Source organism: Streptomyces sp. NPDC127092 (assembly GCF_042722475.1).
Lineage (GTDB): Bacteria > Actinomycetota > Actinomycetes > Streptomycetales > Streptomycetaceae > Streptomyces.
Window position 1 is genome coordinate 145,829 of sequence record NZ_JBHXFE010000001.1, and the last position, 24,630, is coordinate 170,458.

The 24,630-nt window shown below is 72.4% G+C and carries 20 protein-coding genes, 1 tRNA gene and 2 pseudogenes; 9 read left to right on the top strand and 14 right to left on the bottom strand.

Features of this window, described 5'->3' with window-relative positions:
• The first annotated feature begins 22 nt into the window (after positions 1–22).
• On the top strand, positions 23–3,151 hold the full coding sequence (locus tag ACFWJO_RS00495) for a type I polyketide synthase (protein WP_386862628.1): 3,129 nt from the start codon (positions 23–25) through the stop codon (positions 3,149–3,151).
• A 65-nt stretch (positions 3,152–3,216) separates the two neighbouring features.
• Here ACFWJO_RS00495 and ACFWJO_RS00500 read toward each other — a convergent pair whose 3' ends face one another.
• Both ACFWJO_RS00500 and ACFWJO_RS00505 read right to left on the bottom strand, forming a co-directional pair.
• Positions 3,217–5,244, bottom strand: coding sequence for a hypothetical protein (locus ACFWJO_RS00500; RefSeq protein WP_386862629.1), 2,028 nt, complete (start codon positions 5,242–5,244; stop codon positions 3,217–3,219).
• Between the two features lie 159 nt (positions 5,245–5,403).
• Positions 5,404–6,585, bottom strand: coding sequence for a cytochrome P450 (locus tag ACFWJO_RS00505; protein ID WP_386862630.1), 1,182 nt, complete (start codon positions 6,583–6,585; stop codon positions 5,404–5,406).
• A gap of 775 nt (positions 6,586–7,360) precedes the next feature.
• On the opposite strand from ACFWJO_RS00505, the gene ACFWJO_RS00510 reads away from it, so the two are divergent.
• A complete protein-coding gene (locus ACFWJO_RS00510) occupies positions 7,361–8,047 on the top strand; it encodes an alpha/beta hydrolase (protein ID WP_386862631.1) in 687 nt (228 codons plus the stop codon).
• A gap of 23 nt (positions 8,048–8,070) precedes the next feature.
• Entirely contained in the window at positions 8,071–8,766 is a 696-nt protein-coding gene (locus ACFWJO_RS00515; RefSeq protein ID WP_386862632.1) for an alpha/beta hydrolase, read from the top strand.
• A gap of 272 nt (positions 8,767–9,038) precedes the next feature.
• On the opposite strand, the gene ACFWJO_RS00520 is transcribed toward ACFWJO_RS00515, so the two are convergent.
• Positions 9,039–9,380 (bottom strand): DUF5713 family protein, encoded by a 342-nt coding sequence (locus ACFWJO_RS00520; protein ID WP_386862633.1) that lies wholly within the window; start codon positions 9,378–9,380, stop codon positions 9,039–9,041.
• 210 nt (positions 9,381–9,590) lie between these two features.
• Between ACFWJO_RS00520 and ACFWJO_RS00525 the strand changes: the two are divergent.
• A pseudogene (locus ACFWJO_RS00525) lies at positions 9,591–9,710 on the top strand (IS5/IS1182 family transposase); the annotation flags it as partial.
• A gap of 53 nt (positions 9,711–9,763) precedes the next feature.
• Here ACFWJO_RS00525 and ACFWJO_RS00530 read toward each other — a convergent pair.
• The gene (locus ACFWJO_RS00530; RefSeq protein ID WP_386862634.1) at positions 9,764–10,195 is read right to left on the bottom strand and encodes a hypothetical protein; all 432 of its coding nucleotides are present in this window, start codon (positions 10,193–10,195) and stop codon (positions 9,764–9,766) included.
• A 14-nt stretch (positions 10,196–10,209) separates the two neighbouring features.
• Here ACFWJO_RS00530 and ACFWJO_RS00535 point away from each other — a divergent pair.
• A pseudogene (locus ACFWJO_RS00535) lies at positions 10,210–10,590 on the top strand (tyrosine-type recombinase/integrase); the annotation flags it as partial.
• Between the two features lie 107 nt (positions 10,591–10,697).
• Here ACFWJO_RS00535 and ACFWJO_RS00540 read toward each other — a convergent pair.
• Positions 10,698–10,771, bottom strand: a tRNA-Pro gene (locus ACFWJO_RS00540).
• A 230-nt stretch (positions 10,772–11,001) separates the two neighbouring features.
• Here ACFWJO_RS00540 and ACFWJO_RS00545 point away from each other — a divergent pair.
• The 3 genes from ACFWJO_RS00545 to ACFWJO_RS00555 all read left to right on the top strand — a co-directional run bounded on the left by ACFWJO_RS00545 (position 11,002) and on the right by ACFWJO_RS00555 (position 14,476).
• Positions 11,002–11,649: a transketolase gene (locus ACFWJO_RS00545; protein ID WP_386862835.1), complete on the top strand. Its 648-nt coding sequence runs from the start codon at positions 11,002–11,004 to the stop codon at positions 11,647–11,649.
• A 247-nt stretch (positions 11,650–11,896) separates the two neighbouring features.
• Positions 11,897–12,790 carry a transketolase family protein gene (locus ACFWJO_RS00550; RefSeq protein ID WP_386862635.1) on the top strand — a complete coding sequence of 298 codons (894 nt, stop codon included), beginning with the start codon at positions 11,897–11,899 and terminating at the stop codon, positions 12,788–12,790.
• A gap of 486 nt (positions 12,791–13,276) precedes the next feature.
• Entirely contained in the window at positions 13,277–14,476 is a 1,200-nt protein-coding gene (locus tag ACFWJO_RS00555; RefSeq protein WP_386862636.1) for an acyl-CoA dehydrogenase family protein, read from the top strand.
• A gap of 115 nt (positions 14,477–14,591) precedes the next feature.
• Here ACFWJO_RS00555 and ACFWJO_RS00560 read toward each other — a convergent pair whose 3' ends face one another.
• The 9 genes from ACFWJO_RS00560 to ACFWJO_RS00600 form a co-directional block, all read right to left on the bottom strand.
• Complete coding sequence (locus tag ACFWJO_RS00560; protein WP_386862637.1) at positions 14,592–15,170, bottom strand: GAF domain-containing protein; 579 nt, start codon at positions 15,168–15,170, stop codon at positions 14,592–14,594.
• Positions 15,167–15,802, bottom strand: a complete 636-nt coding sequence (locus tag ACFWJO_RS00565) for an ATP/GTP-binding protein (protein WP_384410913.1) — start codon at positions 15,800–15,802, stop codon at positions 15,167–15,169. The genes ACFWJO_RS00560 and ACFWJO_RS00565 overlap by 4 nt, the downstream gene beginning before the upstream one ends.
• On the bottom strand, positions 15,780–16,151 hold the full coding sequence (locus tag ACFWJO_RS00570; RefSeq protein WP_384410910.1) for a DUF742 domain-containing protein: 372 nt from the start codon (positions 16,149–16,151) through the stop codon (positions 15,780–15,782). The genes ACFWJO_RS00565 and ACFWJO_RS00570 overlap by 23 nt, the downstream gene beginning before the upstream one ends.
• A 2-nt stretch (positions 16,152–16,153) precedes the next feature.
• Positions 16,154–16,588: a roadblock/LC7 domain-containing protein gene (locus ACFWJO_RS00575; RefSeq protein ID WP_351660570.1), complete on the bottom strand. Its 435-nt coding sequence runs from the start codon at positions 16,586–16,588 to the stop codon at positions 16,154–16,156.
• A gap of 6 nt (positions 16,589–16,594) precedes the next feature.
• Positions 16,595–18,628, bottom strand: a complete 2,034-nt coding sequence (locus ACFWJO_RS00580) for a sensor histidine kinase (protein WP_386862638.1) — start codon at positions 18,626–18,628, stop codon at positions 16,595–16,597.
• Between the two features lie 557 nt (positions 18,629–19,185).
• Positions 19,186–19,923 carry an FAD:protein FMN transferase gene (locus ACFWJO_RS00585; RefSeq protein ID WP_386862639.1) on the bottom strand — a complete coding sequence of 246 codons (738 nt, stop codon included), beginning with the start codon at positions 19,921–19,923 and terminating at the stop codon, positions 19,186–19,188.
• Between the two features lie 28 nt (positions 19,924–19,951).
• The gene (locus ACFWJO_RS00590; RefSeq protein ID WP_386862640.1) at positions 19,952–20,611 is read right to left on the bottom strand and encodes an FMN-binding protein; all 660 of its coding nucleotides are present in this window, start codon (positions 20,609–20,611) and stop codon (positions 19,952–19,954) included.
• A gap of 65 nt (positions 20,612–20,676) precedes the next feature.
• The gene (locus ACFWJO_RS00595; RefSeq protein ID WP_386862641.1) at positions 20,677–22,050 is read right to left on the bottom strand and encodes a ferric reductase-like transmembrane domain-containing protein; all 1,374 of its coding nucleotides are present in this window, start codon (positions 22,048–22,050) and stop codon (positions 20,677–20,679) included.
• Between the two features lie 567 nt (positions 22,051–22,617).
• Entirely contained in the window at positions 22,618–23,817 is a 1,200-nt protein-coding gene (locus tag ACFWJO_RS00600) for an MBL fold metallo-hydrolase (RefSeq protein ID WP_386862642.1), read from the bottom strand.
• Positions 23,818–23,916: 99 nt separating this feature from the next.
• Between ACFWJO_RS00600 and ACFWJO_RS00605 the strand changes: the two genes are divergently transcribed.
• Positions 23,917–24,555: a TetR/AcrR family transcriptional regulator gene (locus tag ACFWJO_RS00605; protein ID WP_386862643.1), complete on the top strand. Its 639-nt coding sequence runs from the start codon at positions 23,917–23,919 to the stop codon at positions 24,553–24,555.
• Positions 24,556–24,630 lie beyond the last annotated feature (75 nt).

Below are 24,630 nucleotides of genomic sequence, written 5' to 3' on the forward strand. Positions count from 1 at the left end.
GAACGGAGAGAGTGCTACGGCGATGAGCAACGAGGACAGGCTCCGCGACTACCTGAAGCGGGCGACCGCCGACCTGAAGCAGGCCAAGCGGCGGATCCGGGAGCTGGAGGACCGGAGCCACGAGCCGGTCGCCATCGTGGCGACGGGCTGCCGCTTCCCGGGCGGCGCCGACTCCCCCGAGGCCCTGTGGCGGCTGGTGGCCGAGGAGCGCGACGCGATCTCCGGCCTGCCGGTGGACCGGGGCTGGGACCTGGAGGCGCTGTACGACCCCGACCCGGACCGGCCCGGCACGACGTACGCCCGGGAGGGCGGCTTCCTCCACGAGGCGGGCGGCTTCGACGCGGCCTTCTTCGGGATGGGCCCGCGCGAGGCGATCGCCACCGACCCGCAGCAGCGGCTGCTGCTCGAAGTGGCGTGGGAGACGTTCGAGCGCGCCGGGATCGCGCCGACCTCGCTGCGCGGCACCCGCACCGGGGTGTTCGCCGGGGTCGTCTCGCAGGCGTACGTCCCACCGCCCGCCGAGGTGCCCGAGGGGTACGAGGGGCATCTGATGACGGGGAACGCGACGAGCGTGGCCTCCGGACGGGTCGCCTACCACCTGGGCCTGGAGGGGCCGGCCGTCACCCTGGACACGGCGTGCTCGTCCTCGCTGGTGGCGATGCATCTGGCGGCGCGGGCGCTGCGCGACGGCGAGTGCGACCTGGCGCTGGCGGGCGGGGTCACGGTGATGGCGACGCCCCAGCTGCTCGTGGAGTTCAGCCGGCAGCGCGGGCTCTCGCCGGACGCGCGGTGCAAGGCGTTCGCGGCGGCCGCCGACGGGACCGGCTTCTCCGAGGGGGTCGGCCTCGTCCTGCTGGAGAGGCTCTCCGACGCCCGGCGCCACGGGCACCGGGTGCTGGCGCTGCTGCGCGGTTCGGCGGTCAACCAGGACGGCGCGAGCAACGGGCTGACCGCGCCCAACGGGCCGACCCAGGAACGGGTGATCGCGCAGGCCCTGGCCTCGGCCCGGCTGGCACCGCAACAGGTCGACGTGGTCGAGGCGCACGGCACGGGCACCCGCCTCGGAGACCCGATCGAGGCACGGGCGCTGCTCGCCGCATACGGGCAGGGCCGGCCCGAGGGCGAGCCGCTGCTGCTGGGCTCGCTCAAGTCGAACATCGGGCACACGCAGGCGGCCGCCGGGGTGGCCGGCGTGATCAAGATGGTGGAGGCGATGCGGCACGGCGTACTGCCGCGGACCCTGCACGTGGACGAGCCGACCCCGCACGTCGACTGGTCGGCGGGGGCGGTGGAGCTGCTCACGGAGACCGTGCCGTGGCCGGACCGGAGGCGGCCGCGCCGGGCGGGTGTCTCTTCGTTCGGGATCAGCGGCACGAACGCCCATGTGATCCTGGAGCAGGCACCCGAGGAGCCGGCGGCCGAGGCCGCGAGCCGCACCCGCCCGGAACCCGGGGTTTCCGGGACGTCCGGGGCGGCTGAGGTTCCGGCGACGCCCTGGCTGCTGTCGGCCCGTACGGAGGAGGCGCTGCGGAGGCAGGCCGAGCGGCTGCTGGCGCGCCTGGACGAGCGGGCACCGTCGCCCGAGGCCGTCGGGCGCACGCTCGCCCTGGGGCGCGCCCATCTGCGGCACCGCGCGGCCGTCCTCCCGGGCGGCCGGGACGGCGCCCGCACCGCCCTCGCGGACCTGGCGGCGGGCCGGCCGAGCGGGCGCCTGGTGCGCGGCCGTGCGGCCGAACGTCCGGTGACGGCCTTCCTCTTCACCGGGCAGGGCAGCCAACGCGCCGCGATGGGCCGCGCGTTGTACGAGAGCCGGCCGGAGTTCCGCTCGGCCCTGGACGAGATCGGCGAGGCGTTCGGCACCCCCTTGGGCAGGCCGCTGGTGCCGCTGCTGCTGGCGGACGAGGACAGTGCGGAAGCCGCCCTGCTGGAGCGGACGGAGTTCGCCCAACCCGCCCTGTTCGCCCTGGAGCTGGCGCTGTTCCGGCAGTTGGCCCGGGTGCTGCCGGAACCGGAGTGGGTGGCCGGGCATTCCATCGGCGGCATCACGGCCGCCGTCGCCGCCGGGGTGCTGTCCCTGGAGGACGCGGCCGTCCTGGTGACGGCGCGTGGCCGGCTGATGCAGGAGCAGCCGTCCGGTGGTGCGATGCTGGCCTGCGAGGCGTCCGAGCAGGAGGTGCTCGCGCTGCTCGAGGAATACGACGGCCGGGTCGGTCTGGCCGCCGTCAACGGACCGGCGTCCGTGGTGGTGTCGGGTGACGCCGACGCCGTGACGGAGATCGCCGCAGCACTCACGGTGTGGCGGCGGCGGACCAGCAGGCTGCGGGTCAGCCACGCCTTCCACTCGCACCACATGGACGGCGCCCTGGAGCCGCTGCGCGCGGTCGTGGCCGGGCTCGCGTTCCGGCCGCCGGCGCTCCGGATCGTCTCCGACCTCACCGGCCAGCCGCTGGACTTCGACGACCTCCGCCGGCCCGCGTACTGGGCCGACCAGCTGCGCTCCCCGGTCCGCTTCGGCACGGCCCTCGGCACGCTGTACGAGGCGGGCGTCACGGCCTTCGTCGAGGTCGGCCCGGACGCGGTCCTGGCTCCCATGGTGGCCGCCGCGCAGCCGGACTCGACGCCGGCTCCCGTCGTGACGCCGACCCTCGTGCGCGATCGCCCGGCCGAGGCCTCCCTGGCCGAGGCGTTGACGCGGCTGCACGTGGCGGGCGTGGAGGTGGACTGGCGTGCGTGGCTGGGAGGACCGGCGGGCACGAGGGCGGACGGGGACGCGGACCTGCCGACGTACCCGTTCGAGCACGTCCCGTACTGGTGGCCGGCGCGTGCGGGCACGGTGCGGGGCACTCCGGCCGTCCCGGAGCCCTCGCCCGAAGCCCCGCCGGCTCCCGCCCCTGCCCCTGTCCCTGCCGCTGTCGAGGCCTCGTTCCTGGAGCTGGTCCGGGTGCACGCGGCGGACGTACTGGGGCATGCCTCGCCCGAACTGATCGACGCCGAGGACAACTTCCTCGACATCGGTTTCTCCTCCTTCACCGCGCTGGAGGTGCGCAACCGGCTCTGCGAGGCGACCGGCATGCTGCTGCCGCCGGTGCTGCTGTACGACTACCCGACGCCGGCGGCGGTCGCCCGCTTCCTGGAGGAGCAGGCGGCCTAGGGCGGTGACCGCACGGGTTCACCGGGCCCGGCCGCCCGACCCGGCGAACCTTCCCGGTCACCGCGCTAGCGGTCGTAGGCCCGTGTCGCGTCAATGGTGTTCAGGAGGTTCGACGTGGTCTCGGCGGCGGAGGCCGGGCCGATGAGGCTCGCTCCGACGACACTCAGGACGGGTGCGGCCCTGCCGCCGAGGACGGACGCGCTCTGCGTGATCGTGAGGGTGTTGCCGCTGACCGTCGCCGACAACGCCGGGTCGTCCTGGGCGAAGTCGATCGCGTTGGCGGAGGTGACGCCGCCGACGTGGTCGTTGTCGTCGATCCGCCCGGTGAAGGCGCGGCGCCCGCCGCCCCTCGTGTACTCGTACGCCGCGAAGTACTCCTGGTCCGCCGTCTCGAACCGTACGACGAGGAGCAGTCGCCCGCCCAACGGCGTCACCGCGGCGATCGCGTCCTCGAAGCGGGTGGCGTCACCGACCGTCAGCTGGACGCGGACGAGGTCGCCGCGTCGGCCCACGCCCACCCGGGTCAGGTCCGCGCCCGGCAGGTTGGTGCCGTCGCCGACGCGGTTCTTCCAGGTGGCGTCGCCGACGGGATCGTCCATCGGGCCGTTCGGGGGCCGGTCGGCGAACGCGGGCTTCCCGGCGATCATGCTCGGCCCCGTGGCCTGCTTGGCGAAGCGGATCGCGGTCCTGCGGCCGGCGTTGTGGTCGTCGCTCCAGGCCGCGTACAGCCGGCCGTCGGCGTCGAAGCCGACGTTCATCCAGTTGCGAAGCCCCCGCTCCTGGCTGAAGCCTTCGGGGCAGGACCCGAAGCCGTTGGTGCAGTAGCCGCCCACGTGCGGCGGACGGTGGTCGATCACCGACTGGGTGTAGGTGGGGCGGGCGGCCAGGGCGTCGGCGGAGTGGGCCACGAACGCGTGCCACACGGCGGTGTCGGGCTGGGAGTCGGGGATCCCGGTCCCGTTCGTCCCGTAGTAGACGACGGCGACGTTCCCCGGCGAGCCCGCCACGACATTGCCGACGACCGCGGTCTCCGCCGCCCCGGTCGAGACCCGGACCGGGGCGCTCCACCTGGTGCCCGGGCTGCCGTTCGGCCGGCGTGGGTCATTGGCCGGATCGGAGATCAGTGACGTCCGCATGACCACGTCGGAGCCGTCGGCGGTCGACCACACGGCGTAGAGGTTTCCGGCGGTGTCGGTGGTGACCCAGGGAAGGGAGTAGCCGCGGTAGCCGTCGCCCGTGTCACCGGCGGGAAGGTCGTCCCCGACGGGGTGGACGACGAAGCTCTTCGTTCCGTCCAGGGACACGGCGATGGCCGCACGCGGCAGTGGATTGCCCACGGGGTCCACATCGCCGAAGATCTGGTAGACGGCGCCGTGTGCGGGGCTCTGCTCGGACCGGTCCGTCACCAGCCGGGTGCCGCCGCCCAACCGGTACTTCCTCGACTGATCCGGGTCGACGGTCCAGTTCTTCCCGCCGTCCGTCGTGGTCGCGTACTGCGCACTCGGCAGCCCTGCCGTCAGCAGCGTCGCGTTGTTCCAGGTGAGGTACGCCGTCTCCTTGCCCGGCGAGACCAGCCAGGGGCGGTCCATCACCGCCGGGGACGTCAGGGTGTTGAAGTGCGGCCAGGTGTCGCCGGCGTCGGCCGAGGCGGACGCGGTGATGCCCGTGAAGCCGGGTGCGATCCCGGCCAGGTAGGCGTTGTCGCTGTCGGGGGAGAGAGCGAGGGCGCTGTTGCCGAAGCCCGGATCGCCGCAGTGCGGCTGAGAGTTGCCGGTCGGGCAGGTCTCGTCGAAGAGGGTACGGAAGGTGTCGCCGCCGTCGAGCGAGCGCGCCACGATGTTGGGGAGCTGGGGCGTGGTGAGCCGGCCCCAGGGGAAGTCGACGAAGACGCGGCCGTTGCCCCGCCCGTCCACGCTGACCACCGGGTCCGCGCCCGTCACGCGCTGCAGGTCCACCCAGGTCGCAGCGCCGAACGTGATCGCGTCGCTCTCGACGGTGTCCCGCGCGGCGAGCGCGGACCCTGTACCGGCGGGCGCGAGGGCGAGGGCGAACGCCGCGGCGCCGCCGAGTGCCGCGCGTACGAATCGTGCCATGGCAGAGCCCCTTCTTTGCTTCCTTCGTAGCGGAACGTGACCGGATCCCCTCAATGCATCACGTTCCGCTGTCGTCGGCCGCCCGGCGGGGCCCGTTCGGACGAGCCGCGCGGCGGGCGCGGAAGACCCCGCGCCCGCCGCTCGCACCACGTACCCGGCCTACCAGACGACGGGCAGCCGGAGGATCCCCTGGACGGAGCCACCCGGCTTGGTGCCGAGCCGTTCCACGGGTTCGGCGAGGCGCAGTCCGGGGAGGCGTACGGCCAGTTCGTGCAGGGCGATCTCCAGCTCGGCGCGGGCCAGGTTCTGCCCGATGCACTGGTGGATGCCGTACCCGAAGGCGAGGTGGCCGCGGGCGCGGCGGCCGAGGTCGAGCCGGTCGGGCTCGGGGAAGACCTCCGGCGCCCGGTTGGCGGCGGCGTTCGGCAGATAGACCGCGTCGCCCTCGCGGATCACGTACCCGGCGATCTCGATGTCCGCGGCGGCGACGCGCTGGAGCTCGTCGGCGACCGACAGGAACCGCAGCAGCTCCTCGACGGCGTCGCCCGCGCCGCTCTCGTCGGCACGGAGCCGGTCGAGCTGCCCGGGATGTTCGAGCAGGGTGAGGATGCTCAGCGCGATCATGTTGGCAGTGGTCTCGTGGCCGGCGACCAGCAGGAACATGGCGATGGAGGCCACTTCCTCCCTGCTCAGCTCCCCGGTAGCGAGCCGGTCGTTGATCAACTCTCCAACCAACCCCTCACCGGGCAAACCGATCTGACTCCCAATCAGCTCGTCGAAGTACCGGACGAGCGCTCCGGCGGCCGCGGCGGCCTCCTCCGCGGTGCTGGTGGCGTGGAGCATCCGCCGGGTCTGCTCCTCGAAGAACTCGTGGTCCGCGTACGGCACTCCGAGGAGTGCGCAGATGACGGTGGACGGCACGGGCAGCGCGAACTCCGGAACGAGGTCGGCCTCCCGGCGCCCGCCGGCGACCAGCGCGTCGATCCGTTCCACGACGGTCTTGCGGATGGCCGGGCGCAGGGCGTTGACGCGCTTCACGGTGAAGCTCGGGATGAGCATGCGGCGCTGCACGTCGTGCTCGGGCGGGTCCATCCCGACGAGCGCGACGAGCTTGGCCGCGGCCATCCGGGGCACGAGCACGGGAAAGTCCGGACGGGACCGGTCCGAGGACAGCCGCGGATCGACGAGCAGCTGCCGGGTCTCGGCGTATCCGGTGACGACCCAGGCGATGCGCCCGTCGTACAGCCGGACCCGGGCGAGCGGCCCGTCCTGACGCAGCGCGGCGTAGCCGGCGGGCGGATGGTACGGGCACTGGCGGGACATGGGGAACGTGGGCAGCATGAGACCCCCCTGTTTTCCGGGACGGCGGACGGCAGGGCGCCCGCGAGAACACGCCATCCTCCGCACCTCGGTTAAAGCCCCCCTAAAGGGCGTCGGTCCCCCGCGCGGGCGTCGGCGACCCCACTGCGACCACCACGCCCCCAGACGCACGAAAGGCCGCCCTCCTCTCGCGTGCACGGACCGTGCCTCATCCCGCTCCTCACAGCAGACCCGGATGCCGAGACCCCCTGGCTGGCCACCGCCTCCGCACCCGGCCTCACCATGGACTTCATGAAGCCCACCATGACGTTCAAACAGCGGGCACAGACCGTGATGGTGACCGGTGGTCCCGTCCCGCAGGTGCCCGAGAACTACCCAGAGGTGTTTCGCAGGGCCGGTGAGACGGCGGCCCTGAATACCGTGATCTCGAGTGGCGGAGTCAGCACTCGCTCCCGTAGCCGGGCCGCGTGGGGCGGCCTTGGCGGTGCGGTGAACGGCACCGGCCGGCGCGCCCCGGTTGCCGGTCGGCCGCAAGGACACATGTGCGGTGACTCGCCGCCCGACACCCTTTCGGACTCCTCACCGAGCCCCTCACGCCGCGACGCAGAAGACTCACTCAGTGAAACCCCGCACGTCAAGGAGCCACCATGCCCCTGCCCGTCTGCGGCCACGCGGCCCCCCGGTGGCGCACCGCCGGTGCCGCCCTCCTCCTCGTTGTCACCGCGGCGGCCGCCGCTCCCCCGCGACCGCCGCCGGGAGCAGTGCCGCCCACGACGCCAGGCCGACCGTCGTCCTGGTGCACGGCGCCTTCGCCGACGCCTCCGGATGGAACGCGGTCGCCGAAAGCCTCCGGCACAAGGGCTACGAGGTCGTCGCACCCGCCAACCCGCTGCGCGGCCTGAGCAACGACTCCACCTACACGGCCGGCGTCCTGAAGAGCATCAAGGGTCCCGTCATCCTGGTCGGCCACTCGTACGGCGGGGCCGTCATCAGCAGCGCCGCAGCCGGCAACCCGAACGTGAAGGCCCTCGTCTACGTCGCCGCGTTCATGCCCGACAAGGGCGAGTCCCCCGCCGAGCTGTCCACCAGGTTCGCCGGCAGCGACCTCGGGACCTCCCTGCGCCCCGTCCCGTACACCGACAACGCGGGCAGCGGCACCGATCTGTACATCCAGAACGACAAGTTCCACAGCGTCTTCGCCGCCGATCTGCCCGAGCGGCAGACGCGGCTCATGGCGGTCGAACAGCGCCCGATCACGGCCGCGGGCTTCGCCGAGAAGGCCCAGGCGGCCGCATGGAAGACGATCCCGTCCTGGTTCCTCGTGGCCCGTCAGGACAAGGCGATCGCCCCGGACCTCGAGCGCTTCGAGGCCCAGCGGGCGAACTCCCGCACCGTGGAGATCGACTCCTCCCACGTCGCCATGATCTCCCACCCCAAGACCGTCGTCGGCCTCATCGACGAGGCCGCCGAAACCACCTGCTGAAGCTGCGCAGGGAAGGAAGAACCATGACCGACAAGCCCACCATCGTCCTCGTCCACGGCTTCTGGGGCGGCGCCGCCCACTGGGCCGACGTCATCGTCGAGCTGAACAGGCGCGGATACGACCAGATCCACGCCGTCGAGAACCCGCTCACCTCGCTCGCCGACGACGCCGAACGCACCCGCAAGATGGTCAAGCAGGTCGACGGACCAGTGGTCCTGGTGGGTCATTCGTACGGCGGCGCCGTCATCACCGAGGCCGGCGACCTGCCCAACGTCACCGCCCTCGTCTACATCGCCGCCTTCGCCCCGGACGCCGGCGAGAGCCCCGGCCAGATCAGCCAGGAGAACCCGCCCGCCGCGTTCGACAACATCGCCCCCGACTCCGACGGGTACCTCTGGATCAAGCCCGAGAAGTTCCGCGAGAGCTTCGCCCAGGACCTGTCCGAGGACGACGCCCTCGTCATGGCCGTCACCCAGAAGGCCCCGCTCGCCTCCACCTTCGGCGACAACGTCACCGCACCCGCCTGGCGGAACAAGCCCGTCTGGTACCAGGTGTCCACCCAGGACCGCATGATCCATCCCGACAACGAGCGCCGCATGGCCGCGCGCATGAACCCGCGCAAGACCATCGAACTCGACGCCAGCCACGCGTCCCTCGCCTCACAGCCGAAGGCCGTCGTGGACCTCATCGAGGACGCCGTGAACGAGACCAGCGGCTGATCCCGCCCTCGTGGTTGTCGCCGCTGCCCGTCGGGCACCGGCGACAACCACGTGCGAACGCGTACCCGAGGTCACCACGTCCGCGTCCGGGCGTGGTCGACCCGGCGGCTCTCGTCCGGGTAGGGCAGCCCGGCGGCCAGCTCCGCGGCCTCGGCGAAGACCTCCGCGGGACTCGGCTTCGCGGCCCAGAGCGCCGAGGGCCGCGGCGTGGACGATGCGCGCCGCCGTCTCCGTCAGTCGCTCCCCCGCTCCGGCGGCCCTCTCGTCCTTGCTTACCAGTCCCGGCCGGCGGTCAACTCCTCCGCATCCGCATCCGTGAACCCATACGCCGAGGCGACGAAGCAGAACTCGTCACAGATCCACTCCCGCGCCACCGTCTCGATCTCGCTCCCGGCCGCCACGAACTCCCTGTCCAGCAGGTTGAACTCCTCCGTCGCAGCCTGGGTGAGCGCATACAAGCTCTCCAGGTCCGACGGCCGCTCGGCCTCAACGCGTTCACACAGCCGCAGCAAGATCGCCTTCCCCCGGTCGACCACGTGATCAGGGAAGTACGAGTCGTCGTACATCGGCCGTAGGAACGCGTGGCCCGCTACCTGCTGATTTGTGATCGGCATGGCACTTCCCTCCTTCTGCGAAAGCTGACGCGCCGATCATGCACCGCACCACTGACAACGGCGCCCATGGCCGCTCCGGCGCCGAGCGGGACCGGGTGCTGGTGATGGTCGGGATCGTGTTGGGCGCGGCCCCGCGGTCGGGTGAGCTGGCGGCACTGCGGCTGGCGGATCTGGCTGACGACCTGACGGCGGTGGGGATCCGGCGCCGGCCGCAGCGTCGACCCGGCCGACTACCGCGAGCGCCACGCGGTCGAGTGCGGGATCAACCGGCTCACGAGGCACCGGGCCGTGGCCACCCGCTACGACAAGCTCGCTCGCGGTCCGCTATGAGGCCGCTGTCCTCGTAGCGGCCGTCAACGAGTGGCTGTAATCAGCACGTTTCCCTAGAGCTCGTAGTCCTGGGCCAGCTCTTCCCAGCGAATGCTACGAAGAGCAAGATCAGCATTTTCGCCCGACGGGACATCCGGGGTGGCCTGGAACCAGGCAACGATGAGAGCGGATCGGTGCAGCACTGCGTCGAGTTCCGGATCGAGAGTCGTAGAGCCGAAAACACCGATGCAAGCCACGGGAGGCAGCACCTCAACGGGGCCGAAGGCGCCGGCGGTCTGGTCCGGGTACTCGCGGGAGGGCGGAACGAGATGAGCCGGCGCGAAGGAGAACGCATGCTCGGCCTCTCGCAGGAGGCCGCTGACCTTCATGTCGTTGATGCGCTGGCACGGATAGCCCTCCAACATCCCTCCATAGGTTGTAGACATCCGCAGCTCGGTGAGTTCGATCGAACGACCGGACGATAGGGCGATGTGGCTCAGCGACATGCCGACACCCTATGATCCGCCCGCTCGTGGCCCAACGGGTGTTGGCAGCAGGCCCCGATCCCGATGCCCGTTGTTCACGGGCCCCCGGCGGAGGCCGCATCTCCACCGCGGTCCTGCGCGATGCGACTCACTGGGACGACGTCGTCACGAGACTCGGCTACGAGCACCTACGCCGCCACGACCTGCGGCACACCGGACTCACGTGGTTCGCCGATGCCGGCGTCCAGGTGCACGTCCTCCGCAAGATCGCCGGGCACGGCTCCCTCACCACCACCCAGCGCTACGTGCACCCCGGCGTACACAAGATCACCGCCGCCGGCGCCGCCCTCTCAGCGCACCTCACCGCGCTCCGCGCACCCCGGTCCCTGCCGAGCCCCATCATGGTCGCCCGCTGACCGGTCAAGCAGGTGGCCCCCAGCTGGTCCCCAACTGGTCCCCAAGAACGACCGAGGGGCCGTTTCAGATTGCTCTGAAACGGCCCCTGATCTGCGACTCTTTCGAGTCGGGACGACAGGATTTGAACCTGCGACCCCTTGACCCCCAGTCAAGTGCGCTACCAAGCTGCGCCACGTCCCGGCACCCGTCTGACCTGGGGTTTCCCCGGCCCGACGTGCATGAGAACAATACCGCACTTCCGCGCGTGCTCACGAACCGGTTTACGGCTTGACCTCAAGTACGCTTGAGGTAGCACCGTGTACGCCATGAACAACACGACGTACACGACGTACAAGACGGATGCGACGTACACGACGGCCACGACGGACGCGCCGGACGCGGCCGCTGACATCGCGCGGCTCGGCCGGCTCATGGGGCTGATGACCGGCGACGAGAAGCACTCCCCCGCGGCGACCTCGACGCTCGACGCGCTGTGGGTGCTCTACGACCGGGTGCTGCGGGTGTCGCCCGGGACCGCCGAGGATCCGGGGCGGGATCGGTTCCTGCTGTCGAAGGGGCACGGACCCATGGCGTACTACGCGGTGCTCGCGGAGAAGGGGTTCATCGGCGAGGACGTCCTGACCGGGTTCGGCGGGTACGCCTCACCGCTCGGGCACCACCCGGACCGGACGCTGGTGCCCGGCGTGGAGATCGGGAGCGGGTCGCTGGGGCACGGCCTGCCGCTGGCCGTGGGGACCGTGCTCGGGCTGCGGGCTCAGGGGCTCACCGATCCGAAGGTCTGGGTGCTGATCGGGGACGCCGAGCTGGACGAGGGCAGCAACCACGAGGCGCTCGCCTACGCCGGGCCCGCCGGCCTTGAGCAGCTGCACACCCTGGTGATCGACAACGGCTCCGCCACCTACGGCTGGCCCGGCGGCATCGCCTCGCGGTTCGAGGCGGCCGGCTGGTCCGCCGCGACCGTCGACGGACGGGATCACGAGGCGCTGTACGCCGCCTTCACCGCCCCTCATCCCGGGCGGCCGCGGGCGGTCGTCGCCCGCGTCGAACCGAAGCACTGACCCTCCCGCGCGGAGCCCCCGCACCGAGCGCCCGAGGCCCCGGCTCCGCGCCGCCCGCCCGCCCGCCCGAGGCCCGTACCTGTGACCCCGCGCCCGAGGCCCTGGCTCCGCGCCGCCCGTCCCACATACGCCCCCCTTCCCACACACGCCACCCCTTCCCACATACGCCCCCCTTCCCACACACGCCACCCCGTCCCGCATACACCACCCCTTCCCGCATACGGCAACCCTTGAGGAGAACCCCGTCATGGACACCATGCGCGACCGTTTCATCGCCACCACCGGCCGGCTGCTCGACGAGGACCCGCGGCTCGCGCTGGTCCTGGCCGAGATCAGCAGGGACGGCTTCCAGCAGACTCTCGAACGGCATCCCGAGCGGGCCGTCAACGTCGGCATCCGGGAGCAGCTGCTCATCGGCGTCGGCGGTGGGATGGCGCTGACCGGGATGCGGCCGATCATGCACACCTTCGCCAGCTTCCTGGTGGAGCGGCCCTTCGAGCAGCTGAAGCTGGACTTCGGGCACCAGGGCGTGCACGGCGTCCTCGTCAGCGCGGGCGGCTCGTACGACTGGCCGGCCGGCGGCTTCACCCACATGTCACCGGGTGACGTGGCCCTGATGGACACCCTGGACGGCTGGACCGTGCACGTGCCCGGCCACCCGGACGAGGCGGAGACGCTGCTGCGCCGGGCCGCCGCGAGCGACGAGTCGGTCTACGTGCGGCTGTCGGTGCACGCGAACGCCTCGGCGCACCCGGTCTCCCGGAGCGGGTTCACGACCCTGCGCGAAGGCTCCCGAGGGGTCGTCGTCGCGGTGGGGCCCATGCTCGACGCGGTGCTGGCAGCCACCGAGGGGCTGGACGTGACGGTCCTGTACGCCACGACCGTGCGGCCCTTCGACGGCGCCGCGCTGCGCCGGGCGGTCGCCGGGGCACGCCCGGACGTGGTCCTGGTGGAGCCGTACCTCGCCGGGACGTCCACGACGGCCGCCAACGACGCGCTCGTCGAACAGCCGCACCGCGTGCTCGGCCTAGGCATCGGCCGGCGGGAGCTGCGCCGGTACGGCTCGATCGAGGAGCACCTGGCCGGCCAGGGCCTCGACCCGGCGTCGCTGCGGGCACGGATCGGCGCCTTCCTGGGGTGATCCGCGGACCGTACGCCGCTCACTCTCCGTTACGCATCCTTGCGCCCCGCAACACCCCGGCCGACCGCCGTGGTGGGGGCCGGGTCACGTCGAGCGGGTTCGCCGGGCCCGGAAACCGTGCGCCTCCGCTGGGCGCGGGAGGGTGGGACGGTTCCGGAATGCCGACTCTTCGGTGACGAAGTCAGGCATGTGGTGATCGGACCGGACTGGGTGTCATATGACCATCACATGCTTGCCGTTGGCATGTGGCAGAAAGACGACCATGGGAAATGCCTGCCGGACTCGACTGAGCAGGCCAAGACCACGCGAAACACAGTCAGAAACGAACGTCAACCGTTCCGGTTTCAGACAAACTTGGTGTCGATATTGATCCACCCCGTAAAGATCAACACCATGAAGTGGTCGGCCTGTTCGGGACGGGACCACTGCCGATGCACCACCTGCTCGGACCACTCGACGAGCAGGCGTTTCGCAGAGGAGGACCCTATGGACGGCTACTTCAGCAGCCGGCTGCATCACCAGCTCCGGCAGACGGTGCGGGACTTCGCAGAGCGTGAGGTTCGGCCACGCATACCGGAGATGGAAGCCGGCCGCTCGGTCCACCACGAGCTGTCCCGGCTCATCGCCCGACAGGGCTGGCTGGGAGCGACTATCGGCCACGAGTACGGAGGCATGGGCGCCGGCCATCTGGCCAAGACGATCATCATCGAGGAGCTGTCCCGGGTCAGCGGCGCGATGGGCGCCATGGTCCAGGCCTCGCAGCTCGGAACCGCCAAGATCGTCCACTTCGGCAGCGACGAACAGCGGAAGACCTGGCTTCCGGCCATCGCCGCCGGCGACTGCCTGCCGACCATCGCGGTCACCGAGCCGGAGTCTGGCGGCCATGTCCTCGGCATGACCGCGAGCGCGGTCCGTGACGGCGACGACTACGTCCTCAACGGCAACAAGGTCTACGTCGGCAACAGCCACGTCGGCGACCTCCACGGTGTCGTGGTCAGGACCGGCCCCGGCTCCAAGGGACTGACGGCCTTCCTCGTCGAGTCCGACCGCCCGGGGTTCCGGACCGGTCCCCAGCAGCCCGCCATGGGCCTGCACGGCTTCAGCTTCGGCGAGCTCGTCTTCGAGAACTGCCGGGTGCCGGCTGCCAACCGGCTCGGCGACGAGGGCGACGGCCTCTCCGTGGCGTACTCGTCCAGCGTCCTCTACGGCCGGGCGAACCTCACCGCCGTGTCGCTCGGCATCCACCAGGCGATCCTGGAGGAGACCACGCGCTTCGCCACCGAGCGCATCCGTTACGGCAAGCCCCTCGCCGAACTCCCCACCGTCAAGCTGAAGCTGGGGCAGATGCAGTCGCGCCTGATGACCGCCCGCCTCGCCGCGTACCACGCGGTCCACCTGCTCGACCAGGGCATGTCGTGCGACACCGAGCTGATGAACGCCAAGCTGGTGAACGTCGAGTCCGCGATCGACTCCGGGCGCAACGCGATGGAGATCCACGCGGCGGCCGGCCTGTTCACCGACCGGCCCATCGAGCGGTACCTCCGCGACGCGCACCACATCTTCGCCCCTGCGGGCACCTCCGACATCCAGCTCCTCCGGCTCGCCGAGGTCGCCCTCGGCCAGGACAAGGGCAGCTGGTCGGAGCGGCTCTCCGACGTGGTCCGGATGGAGCCGGTCCACGCCTGACACCACGTCAGGAGCGGAGAAGCAGAAACGCCCCGGAGTCCGGCAAAGGAGCCGAACCCCGGGGCACCGGTACGTCACGGACCGGGGGGGCGGACCGTCGGATCGGACGGCGCCGTCAGATCATGCCGTCCTCGCGCCGGTGGATCTGCTCCACCAGCTCCGCCGCCATCGCCTTGATGGTCTCCAGGCCGGCCCGCCCCCAGGGGCGGACGTCGGTGTCGACGACACAGATCGTGCCGAGCGCCGTGCCGGTCCGGTCGATCAGCGGAGCGCCCATGTACGAGCGGATGCCGATCTCGTCCACGACCGGGTTGCCCGCGAAGCGCGGGTAGTCGCAGACGTCCTCCAGGACGAGGGCCTTACGGCGGACCACCACGTGCGGGCAGTAGCCGTGGTCACGCGCCATGAAGCGGCCGACACCACCACCGCCGGCGGCAGCGGCGGTGGCGCCCAGGTCGGTGCCCGAGTGGGTCCCGGCGGGCGTGTGCAGGCCGGCGAAGAACTGCCGGTTCTCGTCGATGAAGTTGACCATGGAGTACGGCGCTCCGGTCACCTCCGCGAGACGGTGGGCGAATTCGTCGAAGGCCGGGTCCGGCTGCTCGCCCAGGCCCAGCTCGCGCAGGCGGCGGACCCGGGCGGGGGCCTCCTGGTCGATCGGGGTGAGCAGCAGATGACCGGTCGGGTCGTAGGTCATGTCGTGGCTCCGTAGGTCGGCACGGCGGCCGGGATGGTGGTGAGCAGATGCTGGACGAGGGTCAGCAGGGTGCGGATGGCGGAGCTGGAGATCCGGGCGTCGCAGAGGACGACCGGCACCTCGGGCTTGAGGTCCAGGGCCGCCCGCACCTCCTGCGGTTCGTAGCGGTAGGCCCCGTCGAACTCGTTGACCGCCACCACGAACCCGATGCCGCGCCGCTCGAAGAAGTCGACGGCCGAGAAGCAGTCCTGGAGGCGGCGGGTGTCGGCGAGGACGACCGCTCCGAGGGCGCCCTCGGAGAGCTCGTCCCACATGAACCAGAACCGCTCCTGGCCCGGCGTGCCGAACAGGTACAGCACGTTGCGGTCGTCGAGCGTGATGCGGCCGAAGTCCATCGCGACCGTGGTGGTCGTCTTGGACTCCACGCCCTCCAGGCTGTCGGTGGCGGCGCTGACCGAGGTCAGCAGCTCCTCGGTGCTCAGCGGTTCGATCTCGCTGACCGCGCCGACGAAGGTGGTCTTGCCGACCCCGAACCCGCCCGCCACCAGGATCTTCAGCGCGGTGGGAAACGGGTCGGCCGCGAGGCCTTCGTGGCCCCGGTCGTGGCGCTCAGAGCCGTTGTCGTAGGCCATCGAGCACTGCCTCCAGCAAGGAACGGTCGGTTGGGTTGGCGTGGAAGCGGGGCGCTCGGGCGGTGAGCGCCCCGCAGTCCACGAGGTCGGAGAGCAGGACCTTGGTGACGACGGCCGGAAGCCGTAAGTGCGCCGCGATCTCCGCCACCGAGGTGGGCCCCTCGCACAGCCCGAGGGCCAGGCTGTGCTCGGGACCCATGTGGGCCTGCGGTGCCGTGCCGGTCGCCATCACCATCGAGAGCAGGTCGAGCGCGGCGGTGGGCTGGGTCCGCCCGCCGCTCACGGTGTACGGACGGATCAGCCGCCCCGCCGCGTCGTCGAGCCAGGGCCCTTCCTGGTGGGAGGCCATGGTCACTGTCCCGCACTGCCCGCCGCGCCGGCGGCCTGCCTGGCCGGGGTGACCAGGTACGGCCGGACGCTCTTGACGAGCATCGCCATCTCGTAGCCGAGCACGGCGGCGTCCGCCTCGCGTCCGGCGAGGACGGCGAGGCAGGTGCCGGAGCCGGCGGTGGAGACGAACAGCAGGGTGGAGTCCAGCTCGACCACGACCTGGCGGACCTCGCCGCCGTCGCCGAAGCGCGCGCCGGCGCTGCGGCCGAGCGAGTACAGGCCGGAGGCCAGCGCGGCCATGTGGTCGGCCGCGTCGGGGTCGAGGCCGTGGACGGACTTCACCAGGCCGTCGGAGGAGAGCAGTACGGCGTTGCGGGTGTACGGGACCCGCTGGACCAGGCCGCTCAGCAGCCAGTCGAGATCCGAGGAATGGCCGTGCGGCGCATTGCTCGCCATGTGCATCTACTCCTTGTGCGCGTCGCCGGGACGCAGCGATTCACGGGGGGCGGGCTGGGATTCGGCGAGTCCGATGCCGCGCTGGAAGGCGGCCATCAGACCCGGGTCGTGCAGGGCGTGCTCCTCGGGCTTGCGGGCCGTGGGCTCCTCGCGCAGCTGCGGGACGAGGTGTTCCTGGGCGCGCCGCTTGGGGAGGACGGGCCTGCCCGGTGCTCCGCCGTGCGGGGCCGGGGGGACCTCGGCGGGCGGAGCGGGGTGTGCGGGGCCGGGCCCGGCGGGCACGGCGTGGGCGGGCTGGGACGGTACGCCGGGCGCGCCGGCGGCACCGGCCGCCCGGGAGGTGGGCACCGCGGGCCGCTGCGCCGTCGGGGAAACGGACGCCGGGGCGGGGACGTGCGGGGCCGGGTGGTGCGACGGCGCGTGCGCCGCCACGGGGGCGGGCGCGGGAGCCGCCGGGTTCTGCGGCATCGGCAGCGGGGTGCCGTGGGCGGGCGTGCCGTGGACCGGCGCGCCGGGGACGGAAACGCCGTGGGCGGGCGTGCCGTGGACCTGGGTGCCGTGGGCCGGCGTGCCGTGGACCGGGGCCGGCCGGTCGGCGGCCGGGGCCGCGGACAGCGGCGCCGTACGGGGATCGGCCGCGCCGGCGACCTGGCGCTGGGGCTGCGCGTGGGCCTGGGCCTGGGCCTGGGGCTGCTGGTGGGCCTGGGGCTGCTGGTGTGCCTGGACCTGGCCCTGGGCCGGGGTCTGGTGCTGGGCCTGCGGGGCCGGGCCCTCGCCGCGGGCGAGGCCGTCGGGGTCGGAGCCCAGCAGGCCCTGCGGCAGGACGAGGACGGCCTGGACACCGCCGTAGATGTTCGACTGGAGGCGTACGGCGATGCCGTGGCGCCGGGCGAGGGCGGAGACCACGAAGAGTCCGATGCGCCCGTCCTGGAGCAGATGCGCGACGTTGACCTGGTCGGGGTCGGCGAGCAGGGCGTTCATCTTGTTCTGCTCGGCGACGGGCATGCCGAGACCGCGGTCCTCGACCTCGATGGCGAGGCCGGCCGTCACGTACTGGGCGCGCAGCAGCACCGTGGTGTTCGGCGCGGAGAACAGCGTCGCGTTCTCGACCAGTTCGGCGAGGAGGTGGATGACGTCGGCGACGGCGTGGCCCCGGAGCGTACCGTCGATCGGCGGGACCAGCTTCACCCGCGGGTACTGCTCGACCTCGGCGATGGAGGAGCGCAGGACCTCGGTCATGGTGACCGGGTTGGACCACTGGCGACGGGAGATGGCGCCGCCGAGGACGGCGAGGTTCTCGGCGTGCCGGCGGATGCGGGTGGCGAGGTGGTCCACGTGGAAGAGGCCCTTGAGCAGCTCCGGGTCCTCGACCTCGTTCTCCAGTTCGTCGAGGAGCTGGATCTCGCGGTGCACGAGGGACTGGAGGCGCCGGGCGAGGTTCACGAAGACCTCGACCTTCTGCTCGTTGCCGACGCTGCTGGAGAGCTGGGACGCCTGCACCACCGCGGCGACGGCCGCCTCGTGAGAGCGGGTCAGTTCGCGTCCGAGCAGGTCGAATTCGTCGCCGGAGGGCGAGGGCTCGGGGGCCGCGGGGCGGGGCGCAGGGCTTTCGCCCCTGCGCAGCTGTTCGAGGACCGTGCTGAGTTCGCTCTGGCCGCGGGCGCTGGCGCGGCGCAGCGCGTTGGCGCGGTCGAGCACCGACTTGGCGGCCCGGTCGGCGCCGAGGGCGGCGGCGGTCACCGAGGCGACCGTGATCGCCGCGGCTCCGGTGAGCGCGGCCCACAGGCCGGGCGTGGCCTCGGCTCCGGTGGAGCGGATCGCGAACAGGAGGGCCGCGGCGCCGCCGAGGGCAACGGCGACCGCCGGAAGGACGGAGGTACGCAGGAGTTGGGTGCGTATACGGGCCTCGGCCGGGAGCGGCGTGGGGGACGGAGCGGAGCCGGCGCCGGTCGGACCGGTGGCGGTACGGGCGCCTGACCGGCCGTGCCGCCCGCCCTCGCGGCGTTCGGACCGCGCGGCGGGTGCGCGAAGTTGAGACATGAGTGTCCTTGGTACGTGCCCAGGAATCGGCGTACTACGGGGGGTGGCACTACGGGGGTGGTGTTGCGTGAGTGAGACGAGCCTACCGATGATCACCAAGCACCCACGATAGTCGTCAACCGTTCACGTGCGGTGCGCAGTTGGCAAACTTACCCGTAGACCGCCCCGGTCTGGTATCGCCCCGTACACGACAGGCCGGGAACAGTTGGCCGAAACTCGCCGCACCGGTGGGGCCGAACCGGAGCGGAGCGGGACGTACGAGCACACTCGCCGCCGTCCTCCGCGTGTTTCACCACTGACCGGAATCCTGTCGCGGGTGTACGAACCGCGGAGCGCGCGCCCGATTCGGCGCGCGCCGCACGACGTCCGCGGCTCGCTCCCGGCGCGGAATCGTCAGGTCCGGATTCGCTTTCGCGTCTTTCGCGTTCTTCGCGAACGCGGTGCCGGCGCCCGCGCGAGGTCGAACCCGCCGCTGCCGCCCTCGCCGGCGGCGACTGCGGAGGCCGCGGGCTGCTGCAGGTCCGCTCACGGCCATCGGTGGCCGTCCGTCCGAGGCGTCAGGCGGTCCAGCGGGCGAAGCCGGTGCTCTGCCAGGTGGTGCCGGTGGCGGTCGTCGCCAGGCCCTCGGCGTCCGGTTGTTCCTCCAGCCAGGAGCGGGCGGCGTCGCCCATGGCGTAGGCGGCGGTGGCGAAGGCGTCGGCGACCGTGAGCGAGGAGCCGACGACCGTCATCGCCGCGAGCGCGTGCGCGGGCGGCTCCCCGGTGTACGGGTCCAGGATGTGGCAGCCGCGTTCCGCCGGGCCCGACGTCGCCACGGCCACCTCCGGCACATCGGCACCCACTTCCACCACCGTGGTCAGCGCACCCGGGTTCAGAGGGTCGGCGACACCGATCCGCCAGGGTCCGCCGAGCAACTGGATGTCACCGCCGCCGTTGACGCACACGGCGTCGGCACGGGCCGCCGAGGCCAGCATGCGGGCCGCGCGCTCCGTGGCCCAGCCCTTCACCAGCCCGGTCGGATCCCATCCGCCGGCGCTTCCGGCGAACCAGGGCGAGAACCAGCCCTCGGTGCGCCGCGTCATGCTCTCGCAGAGATCCCGCACCTCCTGGACGTCCGGGCCGCACCGCTCATGAGTGATCTCTCCGCGCGCCAGGCGGCTGACCTGGCTGTCCTCGCGGTACGGGGAGAAGACATGGTCCATGTGGTGCAGGAAGTCCACCGCCTCCACCAGCGCCCCGCGCGCACGGGAGGCGTCGGAGCACCCCCGGACGTCGAACGAGAACACCGTGCCCATCACGTGTTCCACATGCCGCACCCGCGGCTCAGACACCGGCCCTGTCCAAGGCGCTCTGCAGCGACTGGCGGTAGCCGGCACTGGTGTAGGTGGCTCCCGAGACGGAGTCGATGTCCGCGCTCTGCGCCGCCAGCGTCCGCTGGTTGAGCTGGGGGACGGCGTCCGCGGAGATCTCCCTGCTCCGTGGCGTGGAGGACGGCGACTTCAGGGCGGTGACCCCGGTGATCGTGCTCCCCCTGACCGTGATCTGCACCTGGACGGAGCCGTACTGCGTACTGACCGTGGCGCCGGCCACGGTCCGGGTGGTGGACCCGCCCGAGGTGCCGGAGGTGCCCGACGTGGTTCTGGAGGCGGTGGGGGCGCTCGTCCTCGTCGGAGCGGTGGTGGTACGGGACGCGGACGTGCTCGCCGACGGCGACGCGCTCCCGGAGGCGGAGGCGGTCGCGGTGCCCCGGGTGCCCGCCGACGGCGAGGCCGTGGGGCTCCCCGGGTCCGACGGCGCGGCGGAGGCCGGGGAAGCGGCGCCGGCGCCGGCCGAGTCGGCTGACGCCACGGGGGTGTTCGGGCCGGCGGCGTCCTGGGCGAGCGACGGATCCGTGGTCGGCTTGAGCGCGAGCAGCAGGACGACGGCGGAAACGGTGCCCGCCCCCGCGAGCACCGCACGACGGAGCGGATGTGTCTTCCTCACACCCCGCTCAGCGTCACACGGCTCCCGGGCGTCACACCGGACCGGCCTCCACGGAACCGGGCGGCTCAGAAGGCGAACGACTCGTGGTGGATCCGCCGGTCGGGCACGCCCGCCTCCCGCAGGGCGGCGTACGACTCCTCGGCGAGCCCCCGCGGCCCGCACACATACACGTCGTGGCGGGCGATGTCCGGCAGGATCCGGCGCAGCAACCCGGCGCTGATCTCCCGCCGCCTGCCGTCCGGCCCGTTGACCACGTACAGGAGCTGCGCCCCCCGGTCGTCCGCGATCGCCTCCAGCTCCTCCCGCAGCGCGAGGTCCTCCGCGGTGCGCGCCCGGTAGAGCAGCGTCAGGTCCCTGCCCGCCCCCGGCAGGGTCTCGAAGAGCGCGCGCAGCGGGGTGATCCCCGCGCCTCCCGCGATCAGCAGCACCTTGCCGCGGCTGCGGCGGGCGGCGGTCAGCGACCCGTACGGCCCCTCGGCCCACACGCGGGTCCCCGGGCGCAGCCCGGCGAGGGCCGCGCTGTGCCCGCCGACCGCCTTGACCGTGATCCGCAGCAGGTCGGGCCGGGGCGGCGCGGAGAGCGAGTACGGGTTCGCCGTCCAGCGCAGCCCCTTCGTGAGGAACCGCCAGCGGAAGAACTGCCCCGCCTCCGCCCCCAGACGGTGCAGCCGGCGCCCGCGGATGAGGACGGACACCACGCCCGGGGCCTCGGCCACCACCGCCTCCACCCGCATGCGGTGGACCAGGTTGAGCCGTACGGGAGTCAGCACCCGGTACCAGAGGAGCAGCGCGCCGACCGCCCCGTACAGCGCGTACCAGACCACGCGGGCGGCCCGGTCGGCGACGAACTCCGCTCCTGTGGCCAGCTGGTGCCAGAAGGCGAGGTACACCGCGAGGTAGGTGAGCAGATGGAGGTAGTACCAGACCTCGTAGCGCGTCCTGCGCCGTACGGTGCCCGCCGAGAAGAGTCCCACGACCAGCAGGAGCACCGTGCCGATCGCCGCCTTGCCCGTCTCCGGGTACTCGGTCACCAGGGACACGGTCTGCTCCACCACGCCGATCCGGCCCTGCAGCGCGTACCCGTACGCGGTCAGCAGCACGTGGGCCAGGGTGAGGGAGAGCGCGTACCGTCCGCTCGTGGCGTGCCACCGCGAGACCCGGTCCGACCCGACCCGCCGCTCCAGGGCCGGAACCCGCGCCATCTGCAGCACGACCAGGGCGATCACGTATCCGGCGAGGAGGCCGGTGATCCGCCCCGCGTGGATCAGCCGGTCCCCGGAGTCGGCGAGCACGGCCGGCGTGTTGCGCCACCACAGCCAGACCACGGCGGCCGCGGCGGCCCAGGCGAGGACGATCAGGGGTACGGCGGGGGAACGTCTGGGGCGGATACGGCGCCGGGCCTGCCGTCTGCCCGCCCCGCTGTGCTGGATGGTCGTCACGTGCTGGGTCCTCTGATCGGCCTGATGACCGCGCACCCTACCGGCCTCGCCCGGAGCGCAGGCACCGGAGACCCGCACACCCGTGCTCGGTGACCGACGGAAGGACTTCCGCGTGATCGTCTGCACAGCGCACCGCACGGCGGACGTTCCCGCGTACTGCGGGGCGAGCCGGGTGGTGGCAGACGTTCTAAGGGTGGACGGCGCGTCCGCCGCTCTTCATGTGCCGGCCATGGCCGAAGCGGCATTCACGCGCGCTCCGCGAGGTCCTTCGGACGCTTCGCGTCCCTCGTCGCCGTCCCGTCACTGATCGCGACTCGCAGTAATGCCGTGCGGGCAGACCAAAACCTGCAAGGTGGGCTCCCTTCGCCGGCATTGTCCGGATCAGGTGATGGAGGTCGCCTTCCGGTCTCACAGACCTTCCAGCCTCTCAGCCCGACCGCCGAAAAACGCCCCGCGCGGAGCCTCCGCCCGTCGCTCGGGGCCATCCGGTCGAACTCCCTCGCTCGCCCTGCAGGCCAATTTCCAGGATACTCCCGCCCCCACCCGGCACCAAGGCCGAACGGACCGTCACCGCTCGCCCGCGAGGTCGAGATCGGGCCTGGGTGCCTCGGCAGGAACCTCGACCGGCCGGGGCCGGCGCCACGGCTCCGCGATCGCATGGGACACCCTCCGCCACCAGGCGTCGGACGGCAGCTTCCCCGCGGGCTCGAACGGCTCGCCGGGACGAGGGAAAGCCACCGCCTGGCCGGCCTCCTCCGCCTCGTACTTCGTCCACTCCCCCGGTTCCGCCCAGGCGTGCGGAGCCAGGTTGAAGGTGCCCCAGTGGATCGGCAGCAGTACGCCGTGCGGGGCGCCGCCCTGGAGGTCGAGGTGGGCGCGCAGCCCCTCGGCGGGCGTCATGTGGATGTCGGGCCAGTACTCCGAATACGCGCCGATCTGGATCATGGTGGCGTCGAACGGGCCGTGGGCGGCGCCGATGTCCTTGAAGCCGGAGAAGTAGCCCGTGTCGCCGCTGTGGTAGATCCGGTGGTCCGGGCCCTCCACGGCCCAGGAGGCCCAGAGCGTGTGCTGCTGGTTGCGCAGCCCGCGGCCGCAGAAGTGGCGTGCCGGGGTGGCGGTCAGCCGCAGGTCGCCGACCTCGGTGGACTCCGTCCAGTCCAGTTCCCGCAGCCGCGAGGCGGGCACGCCCCAGCGCTCCAGGTGGGCGCCGACGCCGAGCGGGACGGCGAAGAGGGTGTCGGTGGTCGCCAGTGCCTTGATCGTCGGCAGGTCCAGGTGGTCGTAGTGGTCGTGGGAGATGACCACGACGTCCACCGGGCCGAGCGCGGCCGGCGGCGCGGGCACGGGGTGCAGGCGCTTGGGGCCCACGAAGGCGAAGGGCGAACAGCGGTCGCCCCAGACCGGGTCGAAGAGCACCCGGCGGCCGTCGATCTCGGCGAGGACGCTGGAGTGACCCATCCAGGTGAGGCGCAGTCCGGTGGCCGGCGGCCGGGCCAGGTCGGCGACGGTGGTGGGGTGCACGGGAATCGTGCCCGTCGGGGCCCGGCGCGCCCGTGCCTCCTTCTCGAAGTAGACCTTGGCGAACTCGACGGTCGAGCCGGACGGCCGGTGGCTGGCCTGCTCGGGGTTCTGGAAGACCCCGTCGGCGAAGTTCGGGGAGCGGCGGATGCGCTCCAGTCGTGCTCCCGTCGGGTCGGCGCCGAAGGCCGCGGGGCGCAGGGCGCGCAGGCGTGCCCGCAGCGCGTGGTCGGAGCCGGTGCCGGTCACAGGGCCTCCTGAGGTCGGGGGTCCCTTCATTATGGGCGGCCCGCCGGGCAAGGCGCCGGGGCGATCATGTCTTTGTCATGTGCTGTGTAGGGTCGGGCCGTGGCGAGAGAGCGGTTGAGCGTGGCCGAGCGGCGGGAGGCCCTGCTGCGGGCGGCCGTGGCCCAGATCGAGGTCCGCGGTGTGGCGGCGCTGCGGATCTCCGACGTGGCCCAGGAGCTCGGCGTGAGCAACGCGCTGGTCCTGTACCACTTCGCGACCAAGGAGCAGCTGGTCTCGGCCGCGTTCGCGCGCGCGGCCGAGGAGGACCTGGCCCGACTGCGCGGCCTGCTGGGGCGCCGGACCTCGGCGGTGCGGCGGCTGCGGGCCGCGGTCCGCTGGTACGCCCCGACCGGGCAGGCCAAGGGCTGGCGGCTGTGGATCGAGAGCTGGGCGGCCGCGCTCCGCGATCCGGCGCTGCGCGAGGTCGCCGGCTCCCTGGACCAGGCGTGGAAGACGGCGCTGGCCTCGGTGATCGCCGAGGGCGTGGAGGCCGGCGAGTTCCCCTGCCCGGACCCGGCCGCCGCGGCCTGGCGTCTCACCGCCTTCCTGGACGGCCTGGCCGTCCAGATGACCTCGTACGCCGGCTCGCTCTCGCGCACCACGATGCTGACCTGGGCGGACGCGGCCCTGGCCCGGGAACTCGGCCTCCCCGGTACGGACCCGGCGAGCGCGCCGGATCCGGCACCGCCGACGGAGTGACGGCTCCGCCGAGCCCGCCGGCCCCCGCGCCCCCGGCCCCCGCGCCTCCGGACCCTCCCGACGTCGGTGCCGGGC